The organism is Streptomyces sp. NBC_01515, from assembly GCF_045040345.1.
In the GTDB taxonomy this organism is placed as follows: domain Bacteria; phylum Actinomycetota; class Actinomycetes; order Streptomycetales; family Streptomycetaceae; genus Streptomyces.
In genome coordinates, this window is the sequence record NZ_CP109416.1 from 6,619,481 (window position 1) to 6,640,054 (window position 20,574).

Consider the following 20,574-nt stretch of genomic DNA (forward strand, 5'->3'; position numbering starts at 1 on the left):
GAAGCGGAAAATTGGGGACACTACTGACACCGGCCGCTCATAAGGCTTTTCCTGGGTTCTCTAAGGGAAGGCACAGGTTGCGACTTTTCTCTGGGCGGGCTCACAAGAGAATCAGAGTTTTGGTCACATAAAGGCGGCCTAATGTCTGGGGAATGCAATCCGAGTCCGCCATCGATAACCGCGCCTCTGCGCGGGGTCGCCGCCGCAAAGCCGGCAACGGGTCCGCTGAAGGTCCCGTGTTCGTTGACAACTCCGGCCGCCGGTCAAAAGTGCTGCGCCGGATCGGCCTCCTCATGGGCACCGTCTGCCTCGGGTACGCGTTCGTACTCGGCATGGCGTTCATGGGCTGGGGCATCTCGCTCAACCCCTCCTCGCTGCTGCCCTTCGGCGGCGGCCAGGCGGGTTCCGCTCCCGGCGGCGGCAACGCCCCCGACGGAGGCAGAGGCGGCGTAGCGCCCTCCGGTGTTCCGACCGGCGCCCCGACCGACATCCCCTCGGGCACCCCCACGGGTGCGGTCCCGTCGTCCTCAGCCACCGCACACTGACCGGAGCGCCCCCGCAGCCATGACTACGACGACTCCCTCGCGCGGGCGCCGACGCGCCCCGACCCGGATGGAACGCGCGGCCGGCAAGGCCTCCGCGCTCCAGCGACCCCGGGTGATTCTCGCCCTGCTGCTTCTCCTCGGCCTCACCTGCGTGATGCTGCTCGACGGCTACCTGCGCGCGGAAGTCGGCGGCGACGAACGCGTCCGGGACGGCGCGAGCGCCAACAAGGTCCCCGACAAGGTGCTCAACGGCGGCCCGATCCTGACCTTCCGGAACGGCAAGCCGGTCACCCAGACCATCCCGAAGAAGACCATCGTCCTCACCTTCGACGACGGCCCGAACCCCACCTACACGCCCACGGTCCTGAAGATCCTCAAGAAGTACGACGTTCCCGCCACGTTCTTCCTGGTGGGCTCGATGGTCTCGCGCTACCCGGACATCGTGAAGCAGATGGTCGCGCAGGGCAACGAGGTGGGCATCCACACGTTCACCCACGTCGACCTCTCCTACCAGAGCGACGCCCGCATCAAGCGCGAGATGGAGCAGACCCAGCTCGCGCTCGCGGGCGCGGCCGGCATCACCACCACGCTGTTCCGCGCGCCGTACTCCTCGGAGACGGACGCCATCGACAACTACAGCTACCCGGTCTACAAGAAGCTCGGCGCGTCCGGCTACACCAGCGTCTTCGTCGACACCGACAGCGACGACTGGAAGCAGCCCGGCGTCGCGAAGATCATCAAGTGGGCGACGCCGTCCGGGACTTCGGGTTCCTCGGTGCTGTTCCACGACGCCGGTGGTGTGCGTTCGCAGACCATGAAGGCGCTGCCCACGTACATCGCGAAGATGAAGGCGAAGGGCTACACGTTCACCACGGTGAGCGGCGCCATCGCCAAGAACAACTCCGCCACCCGGCCTGTCACGGGCACGGGCGCGGCAGCCGGGACGAGCACCGGCAACGTCGAGGCCGGCGCCCAGCCGTCCGCCGCACCCGGCGGCACCGGTGGGGCGGGCGGCACCGGCCGGACCCCGGTCGACTCGGCCGTCGGCGGCACCGGAACGGGCAACAACCGCAACGGCACCCGGCAGACCTCGGTCCTCCAGGGCGCCCACCGCGAGGCCACCGGCATGACCCTCTACGAGGGCAAGGCGCTCATCTACGCCGTCACCGTCGCCGAGTGGGTGGTGCCGGGACTCGCGGCCGGCCTCACCGTCGTCGGCGTCGCTGTCATGAGCCGCTTCGGGATGATGCTGATCCTCGCCCGGCGCCACTACAGACAGCGCAACAAACGCAGGTTCAGCTGGGGACCGACGGTCACCCGCCCGGTGACGGTGATCGTCCCGGCGTACAACGAGAAGGAGTGCATCGCCAACACCCTTGAGTCGCTGGCGAAGAGCACCCACCCGATCGAGGTCATCGTCGTCGACGACGGCTCCTCGGACGGCACCTCCGAGATCGCCCGCGAGGCGGCCCGCTCCTTCGGCATGACGAACGTCCGGGTCATCCGCCAGGAGAACGCGGGCAAGCCCGCCGCCCTCAACAACGGTGTGCGCAGCGCGAGTTACGACATCGTCGTGATGATGGACGGCGACACCGTCTTCGAACCCGACACCGTACGGCACCTCGTGCAGCCCTTCGCCGACCCCGAGGTCGGCGCGGTCGCGGGCAACGCCAAGGTCGGCAACCGCAACACGATCATCGGCGCCTGGCAGCACATCGAGTACGTGATGGGCTTCAACCTCGACCGCCGCATGTACGACCTGCTGCGCTGCATGCCCACCATCCCGGGCGCGATCGGCGCGTTCCGCCGCGAGGCCGTGCTCGCCGTCGGCGGCATGAGCGAGGACACCCTCGCCGAGGACACCGACATCACCATCGCCCTGCACCGCGAGGGCTGGCGGGTCGTCTACCAGGAGCACGCCAAGGCCTGGACCGAGGCCCCGGCCTCCCTCAAGCAGCTCTGGTCGCAGCGCTACCGCTGGTCCTACGGCACCATGCAGGCGCTGTGGAAGCACCGCAAGTCCCTTACGGACAAGGGTCCTTCGGGCCGCTTCGGCCGGGTCGGCATGCCGCTGGTGGTCATCTTCCAGATCATCACGCCGGTCTTCGCCCCGCTGATCGACGTCTTCACCGTCTACTCGATGATCTTCGTCGACTTCTGGGCGTCCCTCGCGATGTGGTTCGCGGTCCTCGGCATCCAACTCCTGTGCGCGGCCTACGCGTTCAGGCTGGACCGGGAGAAGTACCGCTACCTGCTGATGATGCCGCTCCAGCAACTGGCCTACCGCCAGATGATGTACCTCGTCCTCATCCACTCCAGCATCACCGCCCTGACCGGCGGCCGGCTGCGCTGGCAGAAACTCAAGCGCACCGGCGAGGTCGGCACACCGGCGGGGGCGAGCTGATGAGCTGGGAACAGCAACAACAACAGCAACAGCAGGGGTACGGGGGTGGCTACGGGCAACCGCAGCAGCCCCAACAGCCGTACGGCTACGACGGATACGGGCAGCCTCAGGCGTACGGCCAGCCCCAGCCCTACGTACAACACCCCTACGAGCAGCAGCAGTACGTCGACCACGGGCAGCCGCCGTACGCGACGGCGCCCCTGCCCGTCGTAGAACCGGAGCCGGCGCCCGAGCCCGAGCCGGTGGTCGAAGAGGTTGCCGAAGAGCCGACGCCCGTGCCCCAAAAGGTGGGCCGGGACCGGTACTTCGACACCTTGCGGGCCGTCGCGCTGGTCCGGGTCGTGACGTACCACACCTTCGGGTGGGCCTGGTGCGGGATGGTGTTCCCCTCGATGGGGATCATGTTCGGGCTGGCCGGGACGCTGATGGCGAAGTCGCTGGAGCGGCCGGCGTTCAAGGTGGTCAAGAGCCGGATGCGGAGGCTGCTGCCGCCGTTCTGGTTCTGGGGCTTCTTCGTGCTCGTGGCGATGATGATCCACGACTGGATGCCGGGCTGGCAGATCGTGTTCTGGATCGTGCCCGTCGGGGATCCGCCGGGCAACGCCTGGGGCACGCAGGCCTGGGAGATCCTCTGGTACCTGCGGACGTATCTGTGGTTCGTGATGCTCTCGCCGGTGCTGCTGTGGATCTTCCGCAAGGCGCCGATTCCGGTGCTGCTGCTGACACTTGTGCCGATCGTCGTCCTCAAGTACGTGTGGGCGGGGCCGGACAACCGCTTCGGCAACGCGCTCTGGGACCTGTCGACGTACCTCTTCTGCTGGATCCTCGGCTTCGCCCACCGCGACGGGGTGCTCCAGAAGCTGAAGCCCTTCCTGGTGGTGACCCTGTCGGTCGCCGCGATCGTCTTCGGCGGCTGGTACGCCTTCACGCACCAGGCCGAGGCCGGGACGTACGACCTGGACGAGAACCCGCTCGCCCAGACGTACTGGTCGGCCGGCTACGTCATGCTGCTGATGTGGGCCAAGGCCTACTTCAACATCGACTTCGCCTGGCTGACCCGGTTCAAGAAGCTCGACCGGATCGTCACGATCTTCAACTCGCGGGCCGTGACGATCTATCTCTGGCACGAGATCGCGCTGGTGCTCGCGGTGCCGCTGACCGACCAGTTCTGGAAGGTGCCCGCCTTCGAGAAGTGGCTGCCGCTGGGGAGCCAGTGGTTCATGTTCGGCATCGGCTGGATTCTCATCGCCGTCTTCATCGTGCTGTGCGGCTGGGTGGAGGACGTGGCGGCGAAGAAGAAACCGAGACTGCTGCCGTCGTGAGATTCCTTTTCGGTACGGGCGGTACGGGCCGGGCGCCTTCGGTGTGCCGGGCCCGTACTGCCACAATGGGCCCGTGACCCGCGCATCCCTGGACAAGCAGCCGCACGAAGTCGCCTCGATGTTCGACGACGTGGCGGAACGGTACGACCTGACCAACGACGTGCTGTCGCTCGGCCAGGACCGCCGATGGCGCAAGGAGGTCACGAAGGCGGTCGACGCCCGCCCCGCGCAGAAGATCCTGGACCTCGCCGCCGGTACGGCGACCTCGTCCCTCCCCTTCGCCCGCAGCGGCGCCTATGTCGTGCCCTGCGACTTCTCCCTCGGCATGCTCCAGGTCGGCAAGAAGCGCCACCCCTGGCTGCCGCTCACGGCCGGCGACGCGACGAAGCTGCCGTTCAAGGACGACACGTTCGACGCCGTGACCATCTCCTTCGGGCTGCGCAACGTGCAGGACACGGACACCGCGCTGCGCGAGCTGTACCGGGTGACCAAGCCCGGCGGCCGGGTGGTGATCTGCGAGTTCTCGCACCCCACGTGGGCGCCGTTCCGCACGGTCTACACCGAGTACCTGATGCGCGCGCTGCCGCCGGTCGCCCGGACCGTCTCCTCGAACCCGGACGCGTACGTCTACCTCGCCGAGTCCATCCGCGCCTGGCCCGACCAGCCCGCACTGGCCGAGCGGCTCCGTAAGGCCGGCTGGTCGAAGGTCGCGTATCGCAACCTCAGCGGCGGGATCGTGGCCCTGCACCGGGGTTTCAAGGACGGCGTGGGCTCCGCTACCTGATCACCGTCTCGAAGAACGCGTCGCCCGGCGGCTCGTCCAGCTCGCGCTGCATTCCGCCGCTCGGCGGCCGGGGGATGCGCGGCTCGCGCATACCGCCTCCGCCGTCTCCCTCGCCGAAGTCGAACCAGACGTAGATCACGGAGTCCCGCGGCACCTCGGCGTCGGGCTGCGGGTACTGCCGTACGACGTAGTCGACGACGGCGAGATGGAGGTCGGGCCGGTCCGGCGAGTTGATGAACAGCCCGCGCGACCGGGCCGTCTCGCGCGCGTCCACGGCCATCAGGCCGACGAGCCGTGGCACGCGCACTTCAGGTGTTTTGGGCGTTATACGCACAGATGTCACCCCCAGCGGTACCGGAAGGGTAACCCCGGTCCGGTGCCGACCGGAAGCGTCAAGTGTCGTTCTGTAGCGGATAGTTACTCTGAGTTACAGTTCGAGCCGGTAGCAGTGGCCCTCCTCCTCGCGCGAGGGCGTGGTGAAGACCTCGGCGAGATGCATGCCCAGCCGCTGGGTCACCGCGATGGACCGGGTGTTGCGGGCCAGCACCATCGCCACCACGCTCGGCACCCCGGCCGCCCGCACCCGCTCCAGGGTCGTCTCCGCGGCTGCCGTGACATACCCCTGGCCCCAGAACTCCCGCCCCAGCCGCCAGCCGATCTCGATCTCACCCTTCGGTCCCCAGTCCTGCGGCCAGGGCTGGGCGCCGGTGAAGCCGATGACGCGGTCCGACGCGTCGAGCATCGTCCACAGGCAGAAACCGCGCTCCGCGTCGTGCCGGCGCTGGCGGGCGGTGAGTTCCTCGTAGACGGACAGCTCCGCGGCTTTCCCGCCGTGGAACTCCATGACGTCCGGGTGGGCGAAGGCCTGGTGCCAGGCCACGGCGTCCTCGTCGGTCGGGACACGCAGCCGTACTGCGGGGAGAGCTCGGTTCACGGGGCAGCCCTTCAGCCTGGTGATCAGTGGCGCTGAATAGACTGCCCATGTCCAGTGCCGGTCGGCACGCAGATTCCGAACTTGGGGAGATCCCGCCGTGACCGAGCCCCTCTCCGAAAACACCGCCGACGTGATCGTCGTCGGCGCGGGGCCAGCCGGCTCCGCCACCGCCTATCACCTCGCCAAGTCCGGACTCGACGTACTCCTGCTGGAGAAGACCGAGTTCCCGCGCGAGAAGGTGTGCGGCGACGGACTCACCCCGCGCGCCACCAAGCAGCTCGTGGCCATGGGCATCGACATCTCCGAGGAGGCCGGCTGGCTGCGCAACAAGGGCCTGCGCATCATCGGCGGAGGCGTGCGACTCCAGCTGGACTGGCCGGAACTCGCCTCCTTCCCGGACTACGGCCTCGTCCGCAAGCGCGACGACTTCGACGAACAACTCGCCCACAACGCCCAGAAGGCGGGCGCCCGTCTCTACGAGCGCTGCAACGTCGGCGCCCCGATCGTCGACGAGCGCACCGGCCGGATCACCGGCGTCAACGCCAAGCTCGGCGAGGAGAAACGCGAAGTCACCTTCCACGCGCCCCTGGTGGTCGCGGCCGACGGCAACTCCACCCGCCTCTCCCTCGCGATGGGCCTGCACCGCCGCGAGGACCGCCCGATGGGCGTGGCGGTCCGGACGTACTTCACCTCGCCCCGCCACGAGGACGACTACCTGGAGTCCTGGCTGGAACTGTGGGACCGCCGCGGCGCCGAGGACCGCCTGCTGCCCGGCTACGGCTGGATCTTCGGCATGGGCGACGGCACCTCGAACGTCGGCCTCGGTGTCCTCAACACCTCTGATTCCTTCAAGGAGTTGGACTGGCGCGAGGTGCTCAAGGCCTGGTGCGCGTCCATGCCCGAGGACTGGGGTTACACCCCCGAAAACATGACCGGCCCGATCCGCGGCGCCGCCCTCCCGATGGCCTTCAACCGTCAACCCCACTACACGAAGGGGTTGTTGCTGGTCGGCGACGCCGGCGGCCTGGTGAACCCCTTCAACGGCGAGGGCATCGCCTACGCCATGGAGTCCGGCCAGATCGCCGCCGACGTCATCGTCCAGGCCCACGCCCGCCCGACCCCCGCGAGCCGTGAACTCGCCCTGCAGCGCTACCCGCAGGTCCTCAAGGACACCTACGGCGGCTACTACACGCTGGGCCGCGCCTTCGTGAAGCTCATCGGCAACCCGAAGGTCATGAAGATCGCGGCCCAGCGCGGTCTGACGCACCCCCTGCTGATGAAGTTCACCCTGAAGATGCTGGCCAACCTCACCGACCCCACGGGCGGCGACGCGATGGACCGCATCATCAACGGGCTGAGCAAGGTGGCGCCGAAGGCGTGACCGTGGGTGCGATCAGCCGCTGAGCGCGGCTGTCTTGGCGGCCCGGCGCGCGAACACCTCGTCGCGCCGGTCCGCCACCTGCCGCAGCGCCTCCTTGCGGTCCCGCTTGGAGAGCCGGTCCAGGTACACCTGACCGTTGACGTGGTCGGTCTCGTGGGCGAGGCAGCGCGCGAAGTACCCCGTGCCCTCGATCACCAGCGCGTTGCCGTCCTTGTCGAGCCCGCGCACCACGGCCCGGTCCGGACGCGGTACGTCCATCACGGCGCCCGGCACCGACAGGCAGCCCTCGCCCTCGTCGAGCAGCCGGCGCCCGGCCGGGTCGAGCGGGTCGAGGACCGGATTGACGATGTGTCCGACATGCCGGACACCATCGTCATCGGGGCAGTCGTACACGAACAGGCGCAGATCGACGCCCACTTGGTTGGCCGCGAGGCCGGCTCCTTCGGCGACGTACATGGTGAGGAACATGTCGTCGATGAGTGCGGCGAGGTCGGGCCCGAACTCGGTCACGTCCCGGCTCGGCCGGTGCAGGACCTCTTCGCCGACCTCGGTGACGCGTCGCACGGACCCGCGTCCGGCCTCGGGCGCGGGCCGGGGGTAGGAGTCGACGGGGCTGCCCTGGACGAAGACACGTGGCATGGCTTGCTCTCCTCATGTTTGGCGTCCGGCCGTCTGGTTAGCCGAACTTGAGAACCTTGAGAGGAGAGCCTTTCAGGAGAGTCGCGAACTCCGGTAGTGGGAACGCCCCGTGGGTCCGGGGCGACCGGAGGGTACGCCGAGGGGACCGCTGCCCCGAGCGGCAGCGGCCCCATGCTCACGGCGTCGTGCGCGGGTTCAGAGCACCCGCACCGCGCCGGTCGGCATGTCGTACGACAGCGGCCTCTCCACGATGCCGGTGGAGGGGTTCTGCGCGCCGACGAACATGCCGTCGCCCACGTACACCGCCACGTGGTAGGCGCTGCCTGCGCTGCCCCAGTACAGGATGTCGCCGGCCTGAAGGTTGCTCAGGGACACCTGAGTTCCCGCGGTCGACTGGTCCTGGGAGACACGCGGCAGGCTGATGCCCACCTGCTTGAAGGCGGCTCCGACGAGTCCGGAGCAGTCGTACGCGCTGGGGCCGGTGGCGCCCAGGACGTACGACTTGCCGATCTGCGCCTTCACGAAGGCCACGATGGTCGCGGCCGAACCGGTCGCCGTCGACGAGCTGGTGCTCGTGGATGCGCTCGTCGTCGCCGTAGAGGCCAGGGTGGTCCTCTGGGAGCTGCGTGAGGCTGCCTGCGCCGCAGCGTCCTTACGAGCGGCCTCCTGGGCCTTCTTCTTGGCCTCCGCCTTCTTCTTGGCGACCGCGAGGTCCGCCTTGGCCTGCTTCGCGGCGTTTGCGGCTGCCGTGTCGCGCTCGGCCTGCAGCTGGTAGTTCGCCGCGGCCTGCTGCGTGGCCTCGGCGGACTGGGCGACCTGCGTGGACAGGTCGGCCGTCAGGGTGGGCAGTTGCAGGGTCTGCGTCGTCTCGGCAGCGTTGGCCGAGGCTGCACCAGCCGCCGCCATGCTGAGAACGCCACCGGCAACCCCGGCACGCACGGCGATGTTCGTCGTCGCGCTGCGGCGGGGTTTCCGGTGGCTGCGTATGTGAGCGGTGTGGGACATGAGACCAACCGGTATCAGGGGCTCCTCCATACCTTCAAGAAACGTGTGCTGCGCCACAATTGTTCAACGGGCACCATCAACCCCTGGTGTCTCGTTCCTTATTGACGCCGTAACGGACATTGCGGACCTGGGCGATCAGGCCCGTGATCACGGCCTTTCGTCGGTACGCCCGAATTGCCCGTCACCTACCACCTGTTGGGACAGGTGGCCAAGCCCCGTTCTCATGCGCCTCTCATGAGTGTGGCGGAGGTCACGGAACGGTTACCGGAATGCGTGCGTCCTGCGTGGGTACCGCGAGCGAGTGACTTCGTGAACGCGTGCACGCGTCCACACCGTGCCGCGCGCCTCCCCCTGATGTGTGAACGGGCTTCCACTATCAAGCCGCCGCGTCCAACTCCAATTTGCATGCAAGGGAAGCCTCTTGATATTGAGATGCCACCCTCGGCCTGCGATGACGAGCGGAAATGTCACCTCTGGTGATCAGTCGGACGCTTCACGTGCGAAGATCACCGCCCGCCCGACTTGATGATCCACCGTCAGGTGGTGGAGATCACAAAGCTTGTGTAATACCCCGTGTCGCAGATCACAGAGCGCCGGGCATAAGATGCGAGGCAGTTGGGCTTGTGACCTGCTTCACATGTTCTCGATCTTCGTTGGGACGAACGGGGGTTGAGCGGCGCGTGAGCCGGAAGCGGACCCGATGCCATCGCCAGCAGTCAGTGCCGACTGAGAGGAGCGAGGAGCGGTGAACGCGTATGCGCCCATCCTCGTACTGGGAGCCCTCGGGGCAGGCTTTGCGATCTTCTCCGTGGTCATGGCCACGCTGATCGGTCCGAAGCGATACAACCGGGCCAAGCTCGAAGCGTACGAGTGCGGTATCGAGCCGACCCCCACGCCGGCCGGCGGCGGGCGCTTCCCCATCAAGTACTACCTGACGGCGATGCTCTTCATCGTCTTCGACATCGAGATCGTCTTCCTCTACCCCTGGGCCGTCACCTTCGACGCCCTGGGTGTTTTCGGGCTCGTGGAGATGCTGCTCTTCGTGCTCACCGTCTTCGTCGCGTACGCGTACGTATGGCGGCGCGGCGGCCTGGAATGGGACTGAGGGGCCTTTAACTCATGGGACTCGAAGAAAAGCTGCCGAGCGGTTTCCTGCTGACCACCGTCGAGCAGGCCGCGGGCTGGGTGCGCAAGGCGTCCGTCTTCCCGGCCACGTTCGGACTCGCCTGCTGCGCCATCGAGATGATGACGACCGGCGCCGGACGCTACGACCTGGCGCGCTTCGGCATGGAGGTCTTCCGCGGATCTCCCCGCCAGGCGGACCTGATGATCGTCGCGGGCCGGGTCAGCCAGAAGATGGCGCCGGTGCTGCGGCAGGTCTACGACCAGATGCCGAACCCCAAGTGGGTCATCTCCATGGGCGTCTGCGCCTCGTCGGGCGGCATGTTCAACAACTACGCGATCGTGCAGGGCGTCGACCACATCGTCCCGGTCGACATCTACCTCCCGGGCTGCCCGCCACGGCCCGAGATGCTGCTGGACGCGATCCTCAAGCTCCACCACAAGATCCAGACCTCCAAGCTCGGTGTGAACGCCGAGGAGGCTGCCCGTGAGGCGGAGGAAGCGGCGCTCAAGGCACTGCCCACCATCGAGATGAAGGGCCTGCTGCGGTGAGTGACGCGAACGGCACCAACGGAGCCGACCCGGAGCAGGACCCGGGCGACTCCAACCTCCCCGGCCAGCGCGGCGAGGGCGAGGAGATCCGCGTCCAGCGCGGCATGTTCGGCGCCAACAACGGCGGCGACACCTCCGGTTACGGCGGCCTGGTCCGCTCGGTCCGCCTGCCGGGCGAGACGAGCCGGCCCTACGGCGGCTGGTTCGACGAGGTCGCCGACGAACTGGAGGGCGCCCTGGAGGAACAGGGCCTGCTGCCCGGCAACGCGATCGAGAAGACGATCGTCGACCGCGGTGAACTCACCTTCCACATCGAACGCGAGCACCTGGTCCGCGTCGCCCAGACCCTGCGCGACGACCCGGCCCTGCGCTTCGAACTCTGCACCGGCGTCAGCGCGGTCCACTACCTGCACGACAAGGGCCGCGAGCTGCACGCCGTCTACCACCTGCGCTCGATCACCCACAACCGGCTGATCCGCCTCGAAGTCAGCGCCCCGGACAGCGATCCGCACATCCCGTCCCTGGTCCCGGTCTATCCGACCAACGACTGGCACGAGCGCGAGACCTACGACTTCTTCGGCATCGTCTTCGACGGTCACCCGGCCCTGACGCGGATCATGATGCCGGACGACTGGCAGGGCCACCCGCAGCGCAAGGACTACCCCCTCGGCGGCATCGCCGTCGAGTACAAGGGCGCCCAGATCCCGGCTCCGGACCAGCGGAGGTCGTACTCGTGAGCACGCAGTCAGCATCCGCTCGGGAAACCACCGAGGGCACCGTATATACGGTCACCGGTGGCGACTGGGACGAGGTGGTCCAGTCCGCGGCCAAGGCCGACGACGAGCGCATCGTCGTCAACATGGGGCCCCAGCACCCCTCCACGCACGGTGTGCTCCGTCTGATCCTGGAGATCGACGGCGAGACGGTCACCGAGGCCCGCTGCGGCATCGGCTACCTGCACACCGGTATCGAGAAGAACCTCGAATACCGCACGTGGACGCAGGGCACCACGTTCGTGACGCGCATGGACTATCTGACGTCCTTCTTCAACGAGACCGCCTACTGTCTCGCCGTCGAGAAACTCCTCGGCGTCGAGGACCAGATCACCGAGCGGGCGAAGATCATCCGGGTGCTCCTGATGGAGCTGAACCGCTTGTCCTCCCACCTGGTGTGCATCGCCACCGGCGGCATGGAACTCGGCGCCACCACGATCATGATCTACGGATTCCGCGATCGTGAAATGATTCTCGACATCTACGAGCTCATCACGGGCCTGCGGATGAACCACGCGTACATCCGCCCCGGCGGACTCGCCCAGGACCTGCCGCCCGGCGCGGTGGACCACATCCGCGAGTTCGTGAAGAAGATGAAGAAGAACCTCCCCGAGTACGACAAGCTCGCCACCGGGAACCCCATCTTCAAGGCCCGTATGCAGGACGTCGGTTACCTCGACCTGGCCGGCTGCATGGCCCTCGGCGCCACCGGCCCGATCCTGCGCTCGACGGGTCTGCCGCACGACCTGCGCAAGGCGCAGCCGTACTGCGACTACGAGACGTACGACTTCGACATCCCGACCGCCGACACCTGCGACTCCTACGGCCGCTTCCTCATCCGCCTGGAGGAGATGCGCCAGTCGCTGAGGATCGTCGAGCAGTGCCTGGACCGGCTGCAGCCCGGCCCGGTCATGGTCGCCGACAAGAAGATCGCCTGGCCCGCCCAACTCGCTCTCGGGCCGGACGGGTTGGGCAACTCGCTCGACCACATCAAGCAGATCATGGGCACCTCCATGGAGGCCCTGATCCACCACTTCAAGCTGGTGACCGAAGGCTTCCGCGTCCCGCCGGGACAGGCGTACGCGGCGGTCGAGTCGCCCAAGGGCGAACTCGGGGTGCACGCCGTGTCCGACGGAGGCACCCGCCCCTACCGGGTCCACTTCAGGGACCCGTCCTTCACCAACCTTCAGGCCATGGCGGCGATGTGCGAGGGCGGCCAGGTCGCCGACGTCATCGTCGCCGTCGCGTCCATCGATCCCGTGATGGGAGGCGTCGACCGGTGACCACCAGTTCTTCGGAGCAGGGCGTCAGTCTGGGCATGCCCCAACTGCCCGCGCCCGCCTACCCGGACGACGTCCGGGCCCGACTGGAGGCCGACGGGCGGGAGATCATCGCCCGCTACCCGGACTCCCGCTCGGCCCTCCTGCCGTTGCTGCATCTCGTGCAGGCGGAGGAGGGGCATGTCACGCGCACCGGGCAGCAGTTCTGCGCGACCCTGCTGGGCCTGACGACGGCCGAGGTCGCCGCGGTGGCGACCTTCTACTCGATGTACCGGCGCCGGCCGAGCGGTGACTACCAGGTCGGGGTCTGCACCAACACCCTGTGTGCGGTGATGGGCGGCGACGCGATCTTCGAGTCCCTCCAGGAGCACCTGGGCGTCGGCAACGGTGAGACCACCGACGACGGCAAGGTCACTCTGGAGCACATCGAGTGCAACGCGGCCTGCGACTTCGCGCCGGTGGTGATGGTCAACTGGGAGTTCTTCGACAACCAGACCCCGGCCAGCGCCCGGCGCCTCGTCGACGACCTGCGCACGGGCGCTCCGGTCGAGCCCACGCGCGGGGCGCCGATGTGCACCTTCAAGGAGACCGCGCGGATCCTCGCCGGCTTCCCCGACGAGCGGCCAGGGGCCGTCGAGGCGAGCGGCGGTGCGGGACCCGCGTCGCTGGTGGGCCTCCGCCTGGCCAGGGGAGAGACCGCACCCGCGCGCGTGGTCCATCCGCGGGGCTCCTCGGCGCCGCAGGACCAGTCGCCGACGACCGAGCACCTCAGTTCGCACGATGCGCCGCAGGACACGTCGGCCTCGGATCCCGCCCACCCGGCGGGGCCTGTCGCCGAGGAGGGGGAGTGATGACCTTGGCACCCGAACTGAAAGACCACAGCCCCGAGAAGTTGCTCGCACCCGTACTGTCGGCTTTCTGGGACGAGGACAAGTCCTGGAGTCTGGACGTCTACAAGAGGCACGAGGGATACGAGGGGCTCCGCAAGGCGCTCGCCATGTCTCCGGACGACCTCATCGCGTATGTGAAGGACTCCGGTCTGCGCGGTCGCGGTGGCGCCGGCTTCCCCACCGGAATGAAATGGCAATTCATTCCCCAAGGGGATGGAAAACCACACTATCTAGTTGTCAACGCCGACGAGTCGGAGCCGGGAACCTGTAAGGACATCCCGCTCCTCTTCGCGAACCCGCATAGCCTCATCGAGGGCATTGTCATCGCGTGTTATGCCATCAGGTCGTCGCATGCCTTCATCTATCTGCGTGGTGAAGTCGTCCCCGTTTTGCGGCGGTTGCACGAGGCCGTACGCGAGGCGTACGAGGCGGGCTACCTCGGCGAGAACATCCTGGGCAGCGGACTCGACCTCCAGCTCACCGTGCACGCGGGCGCCGGCGCGTACATCTGCGGTGAGGAGACCGCGCTGCTCGACTCGCTCGAAGGCCGCCGTGGTCAACCGCGGCTCCGTCCCCCTTTCCCTGCGGTCGCGGGCCTCTATGCGTGCCCGACTGTGGTGAATAACGTCGAGTCGATCGCGTCAGTTCCCGCCATTCTGCAAAAAGGCAAGGAATGGTTCAGGTCGATGGGCAGCGAGAAGTCTCCGGGCTTCACGCTCTACTCGCTCAGCGGCCATGTCACCAGTCCCGGTCAGTACGAGGCGCCGCTCGGCATCACCCTCCGTCAACTGCTCGACATGAGCGGCGGCATGCGGGCCGGGCATCGCCTCAAGTTCTGGACGCCGGGCGGGTCTTCCACGCCGATGTTCACCGACGAGCACCTCGACGTCCCTCTTGACTACGAAGGAGTGGGCGCCGCGGGTTCCATGCTCGGCACCAAGGCTCTGCAATGTTTCGACGAGACGACCTGCGTCGTGCGCGCCGTCACCCGCTGGACCGAGTTCTACGCCCACGAGTCCTGCGGCAAGTGCACCCCGTGCCGTGAAGGGACGTACTGGCTCGTGCAGTTGCTGCGCGACATCGAGGCCGGCAAGGGCGCCATGTCCGACCTCGACAAGCTGAACGACATCGCCGACAACATCAACGGCAAGTCCTTCTGCGCCCTCGGCGACGGCGCCGCCTCGCCGATCTTCTCCTCGCTCAAGTACTTCCGCGAGGAGTACGAGCAGCACATCACGGGCCGGGGCTGCCCCTTCGACCCGGCCAAGTCCACGGCCTGGGCCGACCGCACGGAGGTGAACGCATGACGGTACAGCAGTCGACTAGCGGCTCCGCCGCGGGCTCACGCTCCTCCGGAGGGAGCGACGCGGCGGTCCCGCCCGAGGATCTCGTCTCGCTGACGATCGACGGCGCCGAGATCAGCGTGCCCAAGGGCACTCTGGTCATCCGCGCCGCCGAGCAACTCGGCATCGAGATCCCCAGGTTCTGCGACCATCCCCTCCTCGACCCGGTCGGCGCCTGCCGCCAGTGCATCGTCGAGGTCGAGGGCCAGCGCAAACCGATGGCGTCCTGCACGATCACGTGCACGGACGGCATGGTCGTCAAGACCCAGCTCACCTCGCCCGTCGCGGAGAAGTCCCAGCACGGCGTGATGGAGCTGCTCCTCATCAACCACCCGCTGGACTGCCCGGTCTGCGACAAGGGCGGCGAGTGCCCCCTGCAGAACCAGGCGATGTCCCACGGCAACGCCGAGTCCCGCTTCGAGGGCAAGAAGCGGACCTACGAGAAGCCCGTCCCGATCTCCACCCAGGTGCTGCTGGACCGCGAGCGGTGCGTGCTGTGCGCGCGCTGCACCCGCTTCTCCAACCAGATCGCGGGCGACCCGATGATCGAGCTCCTGGAGCGGGGCTCGCTCCAGCAGGTCGGCACCGGTGAGGGCGACCCCTTCGAGTCGTACTTCTCCGGGAACACCATCCAGATCTGCCCGGTGGGCGCGCTGACCTCGGCGGCGTACCGATTCCGCTCCCGCCCCTTCGACCTGGTCTCCACGCCCTCCGTGTGCGAGCACTGCTCCGGTGGCTGCGCGACCCGCACCGACCACCGGCGCGGCAAGGTCATGCGGCGCCTGGCCGCCGTCGACCCCGAGGTCAACGAGGAGTGGATCTGCGACAAGGGGCGCTTCGGCTTCCGGTACGCGCAGCAGCGCGACCGGCTGCAGACGCCCCTGGTGCGCAACGCGGACGGCGTCCTGGAGCCCGCGTCCTGGCCGGAGGCCCTGGAGGCCGCCGCCCAGGGGTTGTCGGCCGCGCGGGGCCGCACCGGTGTTCTGACCGGTGGCCGCCTCACCATCGAGGACGCCTACGCGTACAGCAAGTTCGCGCGCGTGGCGCTCGACACCAACGACATCGACTTCCGCGCGCGTGTGCACAGCAGCGAGGAGGCCGACTTCCTGGCCGCCCGGGTCGCCGGCCGCGGCCGGGACCTCGACGGCAACGGCGTCACGTACACCTCCCTGGAGAAGGCGCCCGCCGTCCTGCTGGTCGGGTTCGAGTCCGAGGAGGAGGCGCCCGGCGTCTTCCTGCGGCTGCGCAAGGCCTCGCGCACGCACGGGCAGCGGGTGTTCTCGCTCGCCACCCACGCCACGCGCGGACTGGACAAGGCGGGCGGCATCCTGCTGCCGGCCGCTCCCGGCACCGAGACCGAGTGGCTGGACGCGCTCGCCAGCGGGTTCGGTCTGGAGAACGACGGCGCCCGCGCCTCCGAGGCGCTGCGCACCGAGGGCGCCGTGATCGTCGTCGGCGAGCGGCTGGCCGCCGTCGCCGGGGGTCTCACCGCCGCCGTACGGGCCGCGTTCGCGACCGGTGCCCGGCTGGTGTGGATTCCGCGCCGGGCCGGGGAACGCGGGGCGATCGAGGCGGGCGCGCTGCCGTCGCTGCTGCCGGGCGGACGTCCGGCCACCGACCCACGCGCGCGTGACGAGGTCGCCGTCGCCTGGGGCGTCGCCGAACTCCCGCACCGCTACGGCCGCGACGCCGGCCAGATCGTCGAGGCCGCCGCCGGTGGTGAACTCCGGGCACTGCTCGTCGCCGGTGTGGAGCCGGGCGACCTGTCCGACCCGGCACGCGCGCGTGCGGCACTGCACGAAGTCGGCTTCCTGGTGTCGCTCGAACTGCGGCCCAGCGAGGTCACCGAACACGCGGACGTCGTCCTCCCGGTCGCGGCGGTCGCCGAGAAGGCGGGCGCCTTCCTCAACTGGGAGGGCCGGGTCCGCTTCTTCGACGCCGCGCTCAAGCCCGACCAGATGACCCGCACCCTCGCGCCGACCGACGCGCGCGTGCTGCACATGCTGGCCGACGCCATGGACGTACACCTGGGTCTGCCCGATCTGCGCACCACGCGCGCGGAGTTGGACCGGCTCGGGCCCTGGGACGGGCCGCGGGCCAGCGATCCGCTGGAGACCGCGGGCGTGCTGCCCCGGCCGGCCGCGGGGGAGGCCGTGCTCGCCGGGCACCGGCTGCTGCTCGACCAGGGCGCGCTCCAGGAGGGCGACGAAGCACTCGCGGGCACCCGGCACGCCGCCCACGCGCGCGTGTCGGCCGCCACGGCCGCCGAGGCGGGCGTCAAGGACGGTGACGCGCTCGCCGTGACCGGCGGCTCCGGAACGGTCGAACTCCCGCTGCGGATCACGGAGATGCCCGACCGGGTGGTCTGGCTCCCGCTGAACTCCACCGGCGGGGGCGTCGCCTCCGACACCGGGGCGCTGCCCGGCGCACTCGTCCGCATCGGCCCGGCCACGCTCGCGGGCGAGGCCCCCAAGGAGGTGGAGGCATGAGCCCGTACCCGTACCTCGCTGCCGAAGACCTCTCGATGTTCGGCCGCGACCCGTGGTGGCTGGTCGTCGTCAAAGCGGTGTTCTGCTTCGCGTTCCTGATGATCACCGTGCTGTTCTCGATCGTCTGGGAGCGCAAGGTCGTCGCCTGGATGCAACTGCGCATCGGCCCCAACCGGCACGGCCCGTGGGGCATGCTCCAGTCGCTCGCCGACGGCGTGAAGCTGATGCTCAAGGAAGACCTGATCGTCAAGCGCGCGGACAAGGTGATCTACGTCCTCGCGCCGATCATCGCGGCCATCCCGGCCTTCATGGCGATCGCGGTGATCCCCTTCGGGCCCGCCGACAACGAGGTCTCGATCTTCGGCCACCGCACCACGATGCAGCTCACCGACCTGCCGATCGCGATGCTCTACATCCTCGCGGTCGCCTCGGTCGGCATCTACGGCATCGTCCTCGCCGGCTGGAGTTCCGGCTCCACCTACCCGCTGCTCGGCGGCCTGCGCTCCTGCGCCCAGATGATCTCCTACGAGATCGCGATGGGCGCCGCGTTCGCCTCGGTGTTCCTCTACTCCGGGTCGATGTCGACCTCGACGATCGTTGAACAACAGCACGACCGCTGGTACATCATCCTGCTGCCGGTCTCCTTCATCATCTACATCATCACGATGATCGGCGAGACCAACCGCGCCCCCTTCGACATGCCGGAGTCCGAGGGCGACCTGGTCGGCGGCTTCAACACCGAGTACTCGTCCATCAAGTTCGCGCTCTTCATGCTCGCCGAGTACGTGAACATGGTGACGGTCTCCGCGGTGTCGACCACGCTCTTCCTGGGCGGCTGGCGGGCCCCGTGGCCGATCAGCTCCTTCTGGGAGGGCGCGAACCACGGCTGGTGGCCGATGCTCTGGTTCGTCATCAAGGTCCAGCTGCTGCTGTTCTTCTTCATCTGGCTCCGCGGCACCCTCCCGCGCGTGCGCTACGACCAGTTGATGAAGCTCGGCTGGAAGGTCCTCATCCCGGTCTCCGTGGTCTGGCTGATGCTCGTCGCGACCGTACGGACCCTGAAGAACGAGAACTACGACTTCGCCGACATCGCCCTCTACATCGGCGGCGGTGTGCTCGTCCTGCTGTTGCTGTCCTTCATCGCGGACATGTTCCGCCAGAAGGCCAAGGACGACGCGCAACTGGCCGAGGAACCCGCCGGGTTCGACGCGATGGCGGGCGGATTCCCCGTACCGCCGCTGCCGGGACAGGAGTTGCCACCGGTGCCTCGGCGCCCCTCGCGACGCGAGCGGGAGCTGATTGTCAGTGGTGGCTCGGATACTGGCAGTGACGGATCTCTGGATGGAAAGGAGGCGTCCGATGGCTGAGGAGCCCAAGGAGACCAAACCCGGTTTCCAGAACCCCGTGGCCGGCTTCGGCGTGACCTTCAAGGCCATGTTCAAGAAGCGGCTGACCGAGCAGTACCCGGAGCAGGAGAAGACCACAGCCCCCCGGTTCCACGGACGGCACCAGCTCAACCGCCATCCGGACGGCCTGGAGAAGTGCGTCGGCTGCGAGCTGTGCGCCTGGGCCTGCCCCGCCGACGCCATCTATGTGGAGGGCGCCGACAACACCGACGAGGAGCGCTACTCGCCGGGCGAGCGGTACGGCCGCGTCTACCAGATCAACTACGCCCGCTGCATCCTGTGCGGCCTGTGCATCGAGGCGTGCCCCACGCGCGCGTTGACGATGACCAACGAGTTCGAGCTGGCCGACACCAGCCGCGCGAACCTCATCTACACCAAGGAACAGCTGCTGGCGGGCCTCGACGACACCATGGTCGACAGCCCGCACGCCATCTACCCGGGGATGGACGAACAGGACTACTACCGGGGCCTGGTGACGGAGGCCGCACCGGGCACGGTGCCCCAAGTAGCCGTCTCCAAGGGCGAGAAGCCCGAAGAAGAGGGGGCGGAGGCATGAGCGCGCAGTTCGCCGCCGCCTACTCCACCTCCACCGGCGAGGCCTTCCAGTTCTGGGTCCTCGGCACGGTCGCGGTGATCGGCGCCCTGTCCACCGTCCTCATGAGGAGGGCGGTGCACAGCGCGCTCTCCCTCGCCGGGACCATGATCATCCTGGCGGTCTTCTACCTCGCCAACGGCGCCTACTTCCTGGGCATCGTGCAGATCGTCGTCTACACGGGCGCGATCATGATGCTGTTCCTCTTCGTGGTGATGCTGGTCGGCGTCACGGCCGCGGACTCCCTGACGGAGACCATCAAGGGCCAGCGCTGGCTGGCCCTTCTCTGTGGACTCGGCTTCGGCATCCTGCTGCTCGCGGGCATCGGCAACGCCTCGATCACGCAGTTCAACGGCCTGGGCACGGCCAACGCGAACGGCAACGTGGAGGGCCTGGCCGCCCTCATCTTCACGAAGTACGTGTTCGCCTTCGAGATCACCGGCGCCCTGCTGATCACGGCCGCCGTCGGCGCCATGGTGCTCACGCACCGCGAGCGCACCGAGCGGCCCAAGACCCAGCGCGAGCTGTCCGAGCAGCGCGTCCGCGAGGGCAAGCACCTCCCGCCGCTGCCCGCCCCCGGCGTCTACGCCCGGCACAACGCGGTGGACATCGCGGGCCTGCTGCCCGACGGCACCCCGTCCGAGCTCACGGTCAGCAAGACACTCCGTGACCGCGGCCAGATCCGTGACGTGTCCAGCGAGGCGCTCAACGACCTGCGGGCCCTGGAGCAGCGCGCCGAGGAGCGTCTGGAGCGCACCGAGATCGAGCCGGCGAACCTCAAGCGGACCGAGGAGGCGTCGAAGTGAACCCCGTCAACTACCTCTATCTCTCCGCCCTGTTGTTCACGATCGGCGCGACCGGCGTGCTGATCAGGCGGAACGCGATCGTCGTGTTCATGTGCATCGAGCTGATGCTCAACGCCTGCAACCTCGCGTTCGTCACCTTCTCCCGGATGCACGGCAACCTCGACGGTCAGGTCATCGCCTTCTTCACGATGGTCGTCGCCGCCGCGGAGGTCGTGGTCGGGCTCGCGATCATCGTGTCGCTGTTCCGTTCCCGCCACTCGGCCTCGGTCGACGACGCCAGCCTGATGAAGCTCTGAGGGGTCGCTGA

General features: G+C 68.2%; 20 protein-coding genes. 16 read left to right on the forward strand and 4 right to left on the reverse strand.

Annotated features, from left to right (window positions below; genetic code table 11):
* Positions 1 to 236 precede the first annotated feature (236 nt).
* From OG407_RS30025 to OG407_RS30040, 4 genes are all read left to right on the forward strand, one after another.
* On the forward strand, positions 237 to 545 hold the full coding sequence (locus OG407_RS30025) for a hypothetical protein (RefSeq protein WP_405862772.1): 309 nt from the start codon (positions 237 to 239) through the stop codon (positions 543 to 545).
* A gap of 19 nt (positions 546 to 564) precedes the next feature.
* On the forward strand, positions 565 to 2,949 hold the full coding sequence (locus tag OG407_RS30030; protein WP_405862773.1) for a bifunctional polysaccharide deacetylase/glycosyltransferase family 2 protein: 2,385 nt from the start codon (positions 565 to 567) through the stop codon (positions 2,947 to 2,949).
* A complete protein-coding gene (locus tag OG407_RS30035; protein WP_405862774.1) occupies positions 2,949 to 4,271 on the forward strand; it encodes an acyltransferase in 1,323 nt (440 codons plus the stop codon). The genes OG407_RS30030 and OG407_RS30035 overlap by 1 nt, the downstream gene beginning before the upstream one ends.
* A gap of 73 nt (positions 4,272 to 4,344) precedes the next feature.
* Positions 4,345 to 5,055 (forward strand): demethylmenaquinone methyltransferase, encoded by a 711-nt coding sequence (locus tag OG407_RS30040; protein WP_405862775.1) that lies wholly within the window; start codon positions 4,345 to 4,347, stop codon positions 5,053 to 5,055.
* Here the strand turns inward: OG407_RS30040 and OG407_RS30045 are convergent.
* Together OG407_RS30045 and OG407_RS30050 are read right to left on the reverse strand one after the other, a co-directional pair.
* Positions 5,048 to 5,362 (reverse strand): PASTA domain-containing protein, encoded by a 315-nt coding sequence (locus OG407_RS30045; protein ID WP_405862776.1) that lies wholly within the window; start codon positions 5,360 to 5,362, stop codon positions 5,048 to 5,050. The two genes, OG407_RS30040 and OG407_RS30045, sit on opposite strands and share 8 nt — an antisense overlap.
* A 120-nt stretch (positions 5,363 to 5,482) precedes the next feature.
* Positions 5,483 to 5,989, reverse strand: a complete 507-nt coding sequence (locus OG407_RS30050; RefSeq protein ID WP_405862777.1) for a GNAT family N-acetyltransferase — start codon at positions 5,987 to 5,989, stop codon at positions 5,483 to 5,485.
* Positions 5,990 to 6,086: 97 nt separating this feature from the next.
* Between OG407_RS30050 and OG407_RS30055 the strand changes: the two genes are divergently transcribed.
* On the forward strand, positions 6,087 to 7,370 hold the full coding sequence (locus OG407_RS30055; RefSeq protein WP_019061216.1) for a geranylgeranyl reductase family protein: 1,284 nt from the start codon (positions 6,087 to 6,089) through the stop codon (positions 7,368 to 7,370).
* Between the two features lie 12 nt (positions 7,371 to 7,382).
* Here OG407_RS30055 and def read toward each other — a convergent pair whose 3' ends face one another.
* A complete protein-coding gene (gene def, locus OG407_RS30060; protein ID WP_405862778.1) occupies positions 7,383 to 8,009 on the reverse strand; it encodes a peptide deformylase in 627 nt (208 codons plus the stop codon).
* Between the two features lie 195 nt (positions 8,010 to 8,204).
* The gene (locus OG407_RS30065; protein WP_328680273.1) at positions 8,205 to 9,014 is read right to left on the reverse strand and encodes a C40 family peptidase; all 810 of its coding nucleotides are present in this window, start codon (positions 9,012 to 9,014) and stop codon (positions 8,205 to 8,207) included.
* Between the two features lie 745 nt (positions 9,015 to 9,759).
* On the opposite strand from OG407_RS30065, the gene OG407_RS30070 reads away from it, so the two are divergent.
* The 11 genes from OG407_RS30070 to nuoK are packed head-to-tail and all read left to right on the forward strand — an operon-like array spanning position 9,760 to position 20,563.
* A complete protein-coding gene (locus OG407_RS30070) occupies positions 9,760 to 10,119 on the forward strand; it encodes an NADH-quinone oxidoreductase subunit A (RefSeq protein ID WP_007383963.1) in 360 nt (119 codons plus the stop codon).
* A 14-nt stretch (positions 10,120 to 10,133) separates the two neighbouring features.
* Positions 10,134 to 10,688, forward strand: coding sequence for an NADH-quinone oxidoreductase subunit B family protein (locus tag OG407_RS30075; RefSeq protein WP_094215591.1), 555 nt, complete (start codon positions 10,134 to 10,136; stop codon positions 10,686 to 10,688).
* On the forward strand, positions 10,685 to 11,425 hold the full coding sequence (locus tag OG407_RS30080; RefSeq protein WP_405862779.1) for an NADH-quinone oxidoreductase subunit C: 741 nt from the start codon (positions 10,685 to 10,687) through the stop codon (positions 11,423 to 11,425). Before OG407_RS30075 ends, OG407_RS30080 begins: the two co-directional genes overlap by 4 nt.
* Entirely contained in the window at positions 11,422 to 12,744 is a 1,323-nt protein-coding gene (locus OG407_RS30085) for an NADH-quinone oxidoreductase subunit D (protein ID WP_019061212.1), read from the forward strand. The genes OG407_RS30080 and OG407_RS30085 overlap by 4 nt, the downstream gene beginning before the upstream one ends.
* Positions 12,741 to 13,592 (forward strand): NADH-quinone oxidoreductase subunit NuoE, encoded by an 852-nt coding sequence (gene nuoE / locus OG407_RS30090; protein WP_405862780.1) that lies wholly within the window; start codon positions 12,741 to 12,743, stop codon positions 13,590 to 13,592. Before OG407_RS30085 ends, nuoE begins: the two co-directional genes overlap by 4 nt.
* Positions 13,592 to 14,938, forward strand: coding sequence for an NADH-quinone oxidoreductase subunit NuoF (gene nuoF / locus OG407_RS30095; protein WP_405862781.1), 1,347 nt, complete (start codon positions 13,592 to 13,594; stop codon positions 14,936 to 14,938). Before nuoE ends, nuoF begins: the two co-directional genes overlap by 1 nt.
* Positions 14,935 to 17,463: an NADH-quinone oxidoreductase subunit G gene (locus tag OG407_RS30100; protein ID WP_405862782.1), complete on the forward strand. Its 2,529-nt coding sequence runs from the start codon at positions 14,935 to 14,937 to the stop codon at positions 17,461 to 17,463. Before nuoF ends, OG407_RS30100 begins: the two co-directional genes overlap by 4 nt.
* Entirely contained in the window at positions 17,460 to 18,830 is a 1,371-nt protein-coding gene (gene nuoH / locus OG407_RS30105; protein WP_405862783.1) for an NADH-quinone oxidoreductase subunit NuoH, read from the forward strand. Before OG407_RS30100 ends, nuoH begins: the two co-directional genes overlap by 4 nt.
* Complete coding sequence (gene nuoI, locus OG407_RS30110) at positions 18,823 to 19,425, forward strand: NADH-quinone oxidoreductase subunit NuoI (protein ID WP_366497389.1); 603 nt, start codon at positions 18,823 to 18,825, stop codon at positions 19,423 to 19,425. Before nuoH ends, nuoI begins: the two co-directional genes overlap by 8 nt.
* Positions 19,422 to 20,267 (forward strand): NADH-quinone oxidoreductase subunit J, encoded by an 846-nt coding sequence (locus OG407_RS30115; RefSeq protein WP_405862784.1) that lies wholly within the window; start codon positions 19,422 to 19,424, stop codon positions 20,265 to 20,267. The genes nuoI and OG407_RS30115 overlap by 4 nt, the downstream gene beginning before the upstream one ends.
* A complete protein-coding gene (nuoK, locus tag OG407_RS30120) occupies positions 20,264 to 20,563 on the forward strand; it encodes an NADH-quinone oxidoreductase subunit NuoK (RefSeq protein ID WP_016437642.1) in 300 nt (99 codons plus the stop codon). Before OG407_RS30115 ends, nuoK begins: the two co-directional genes overlap by 4 nt.
* Positions 20,564 to 20,574 lie beyond the last annotated feature (11 nt).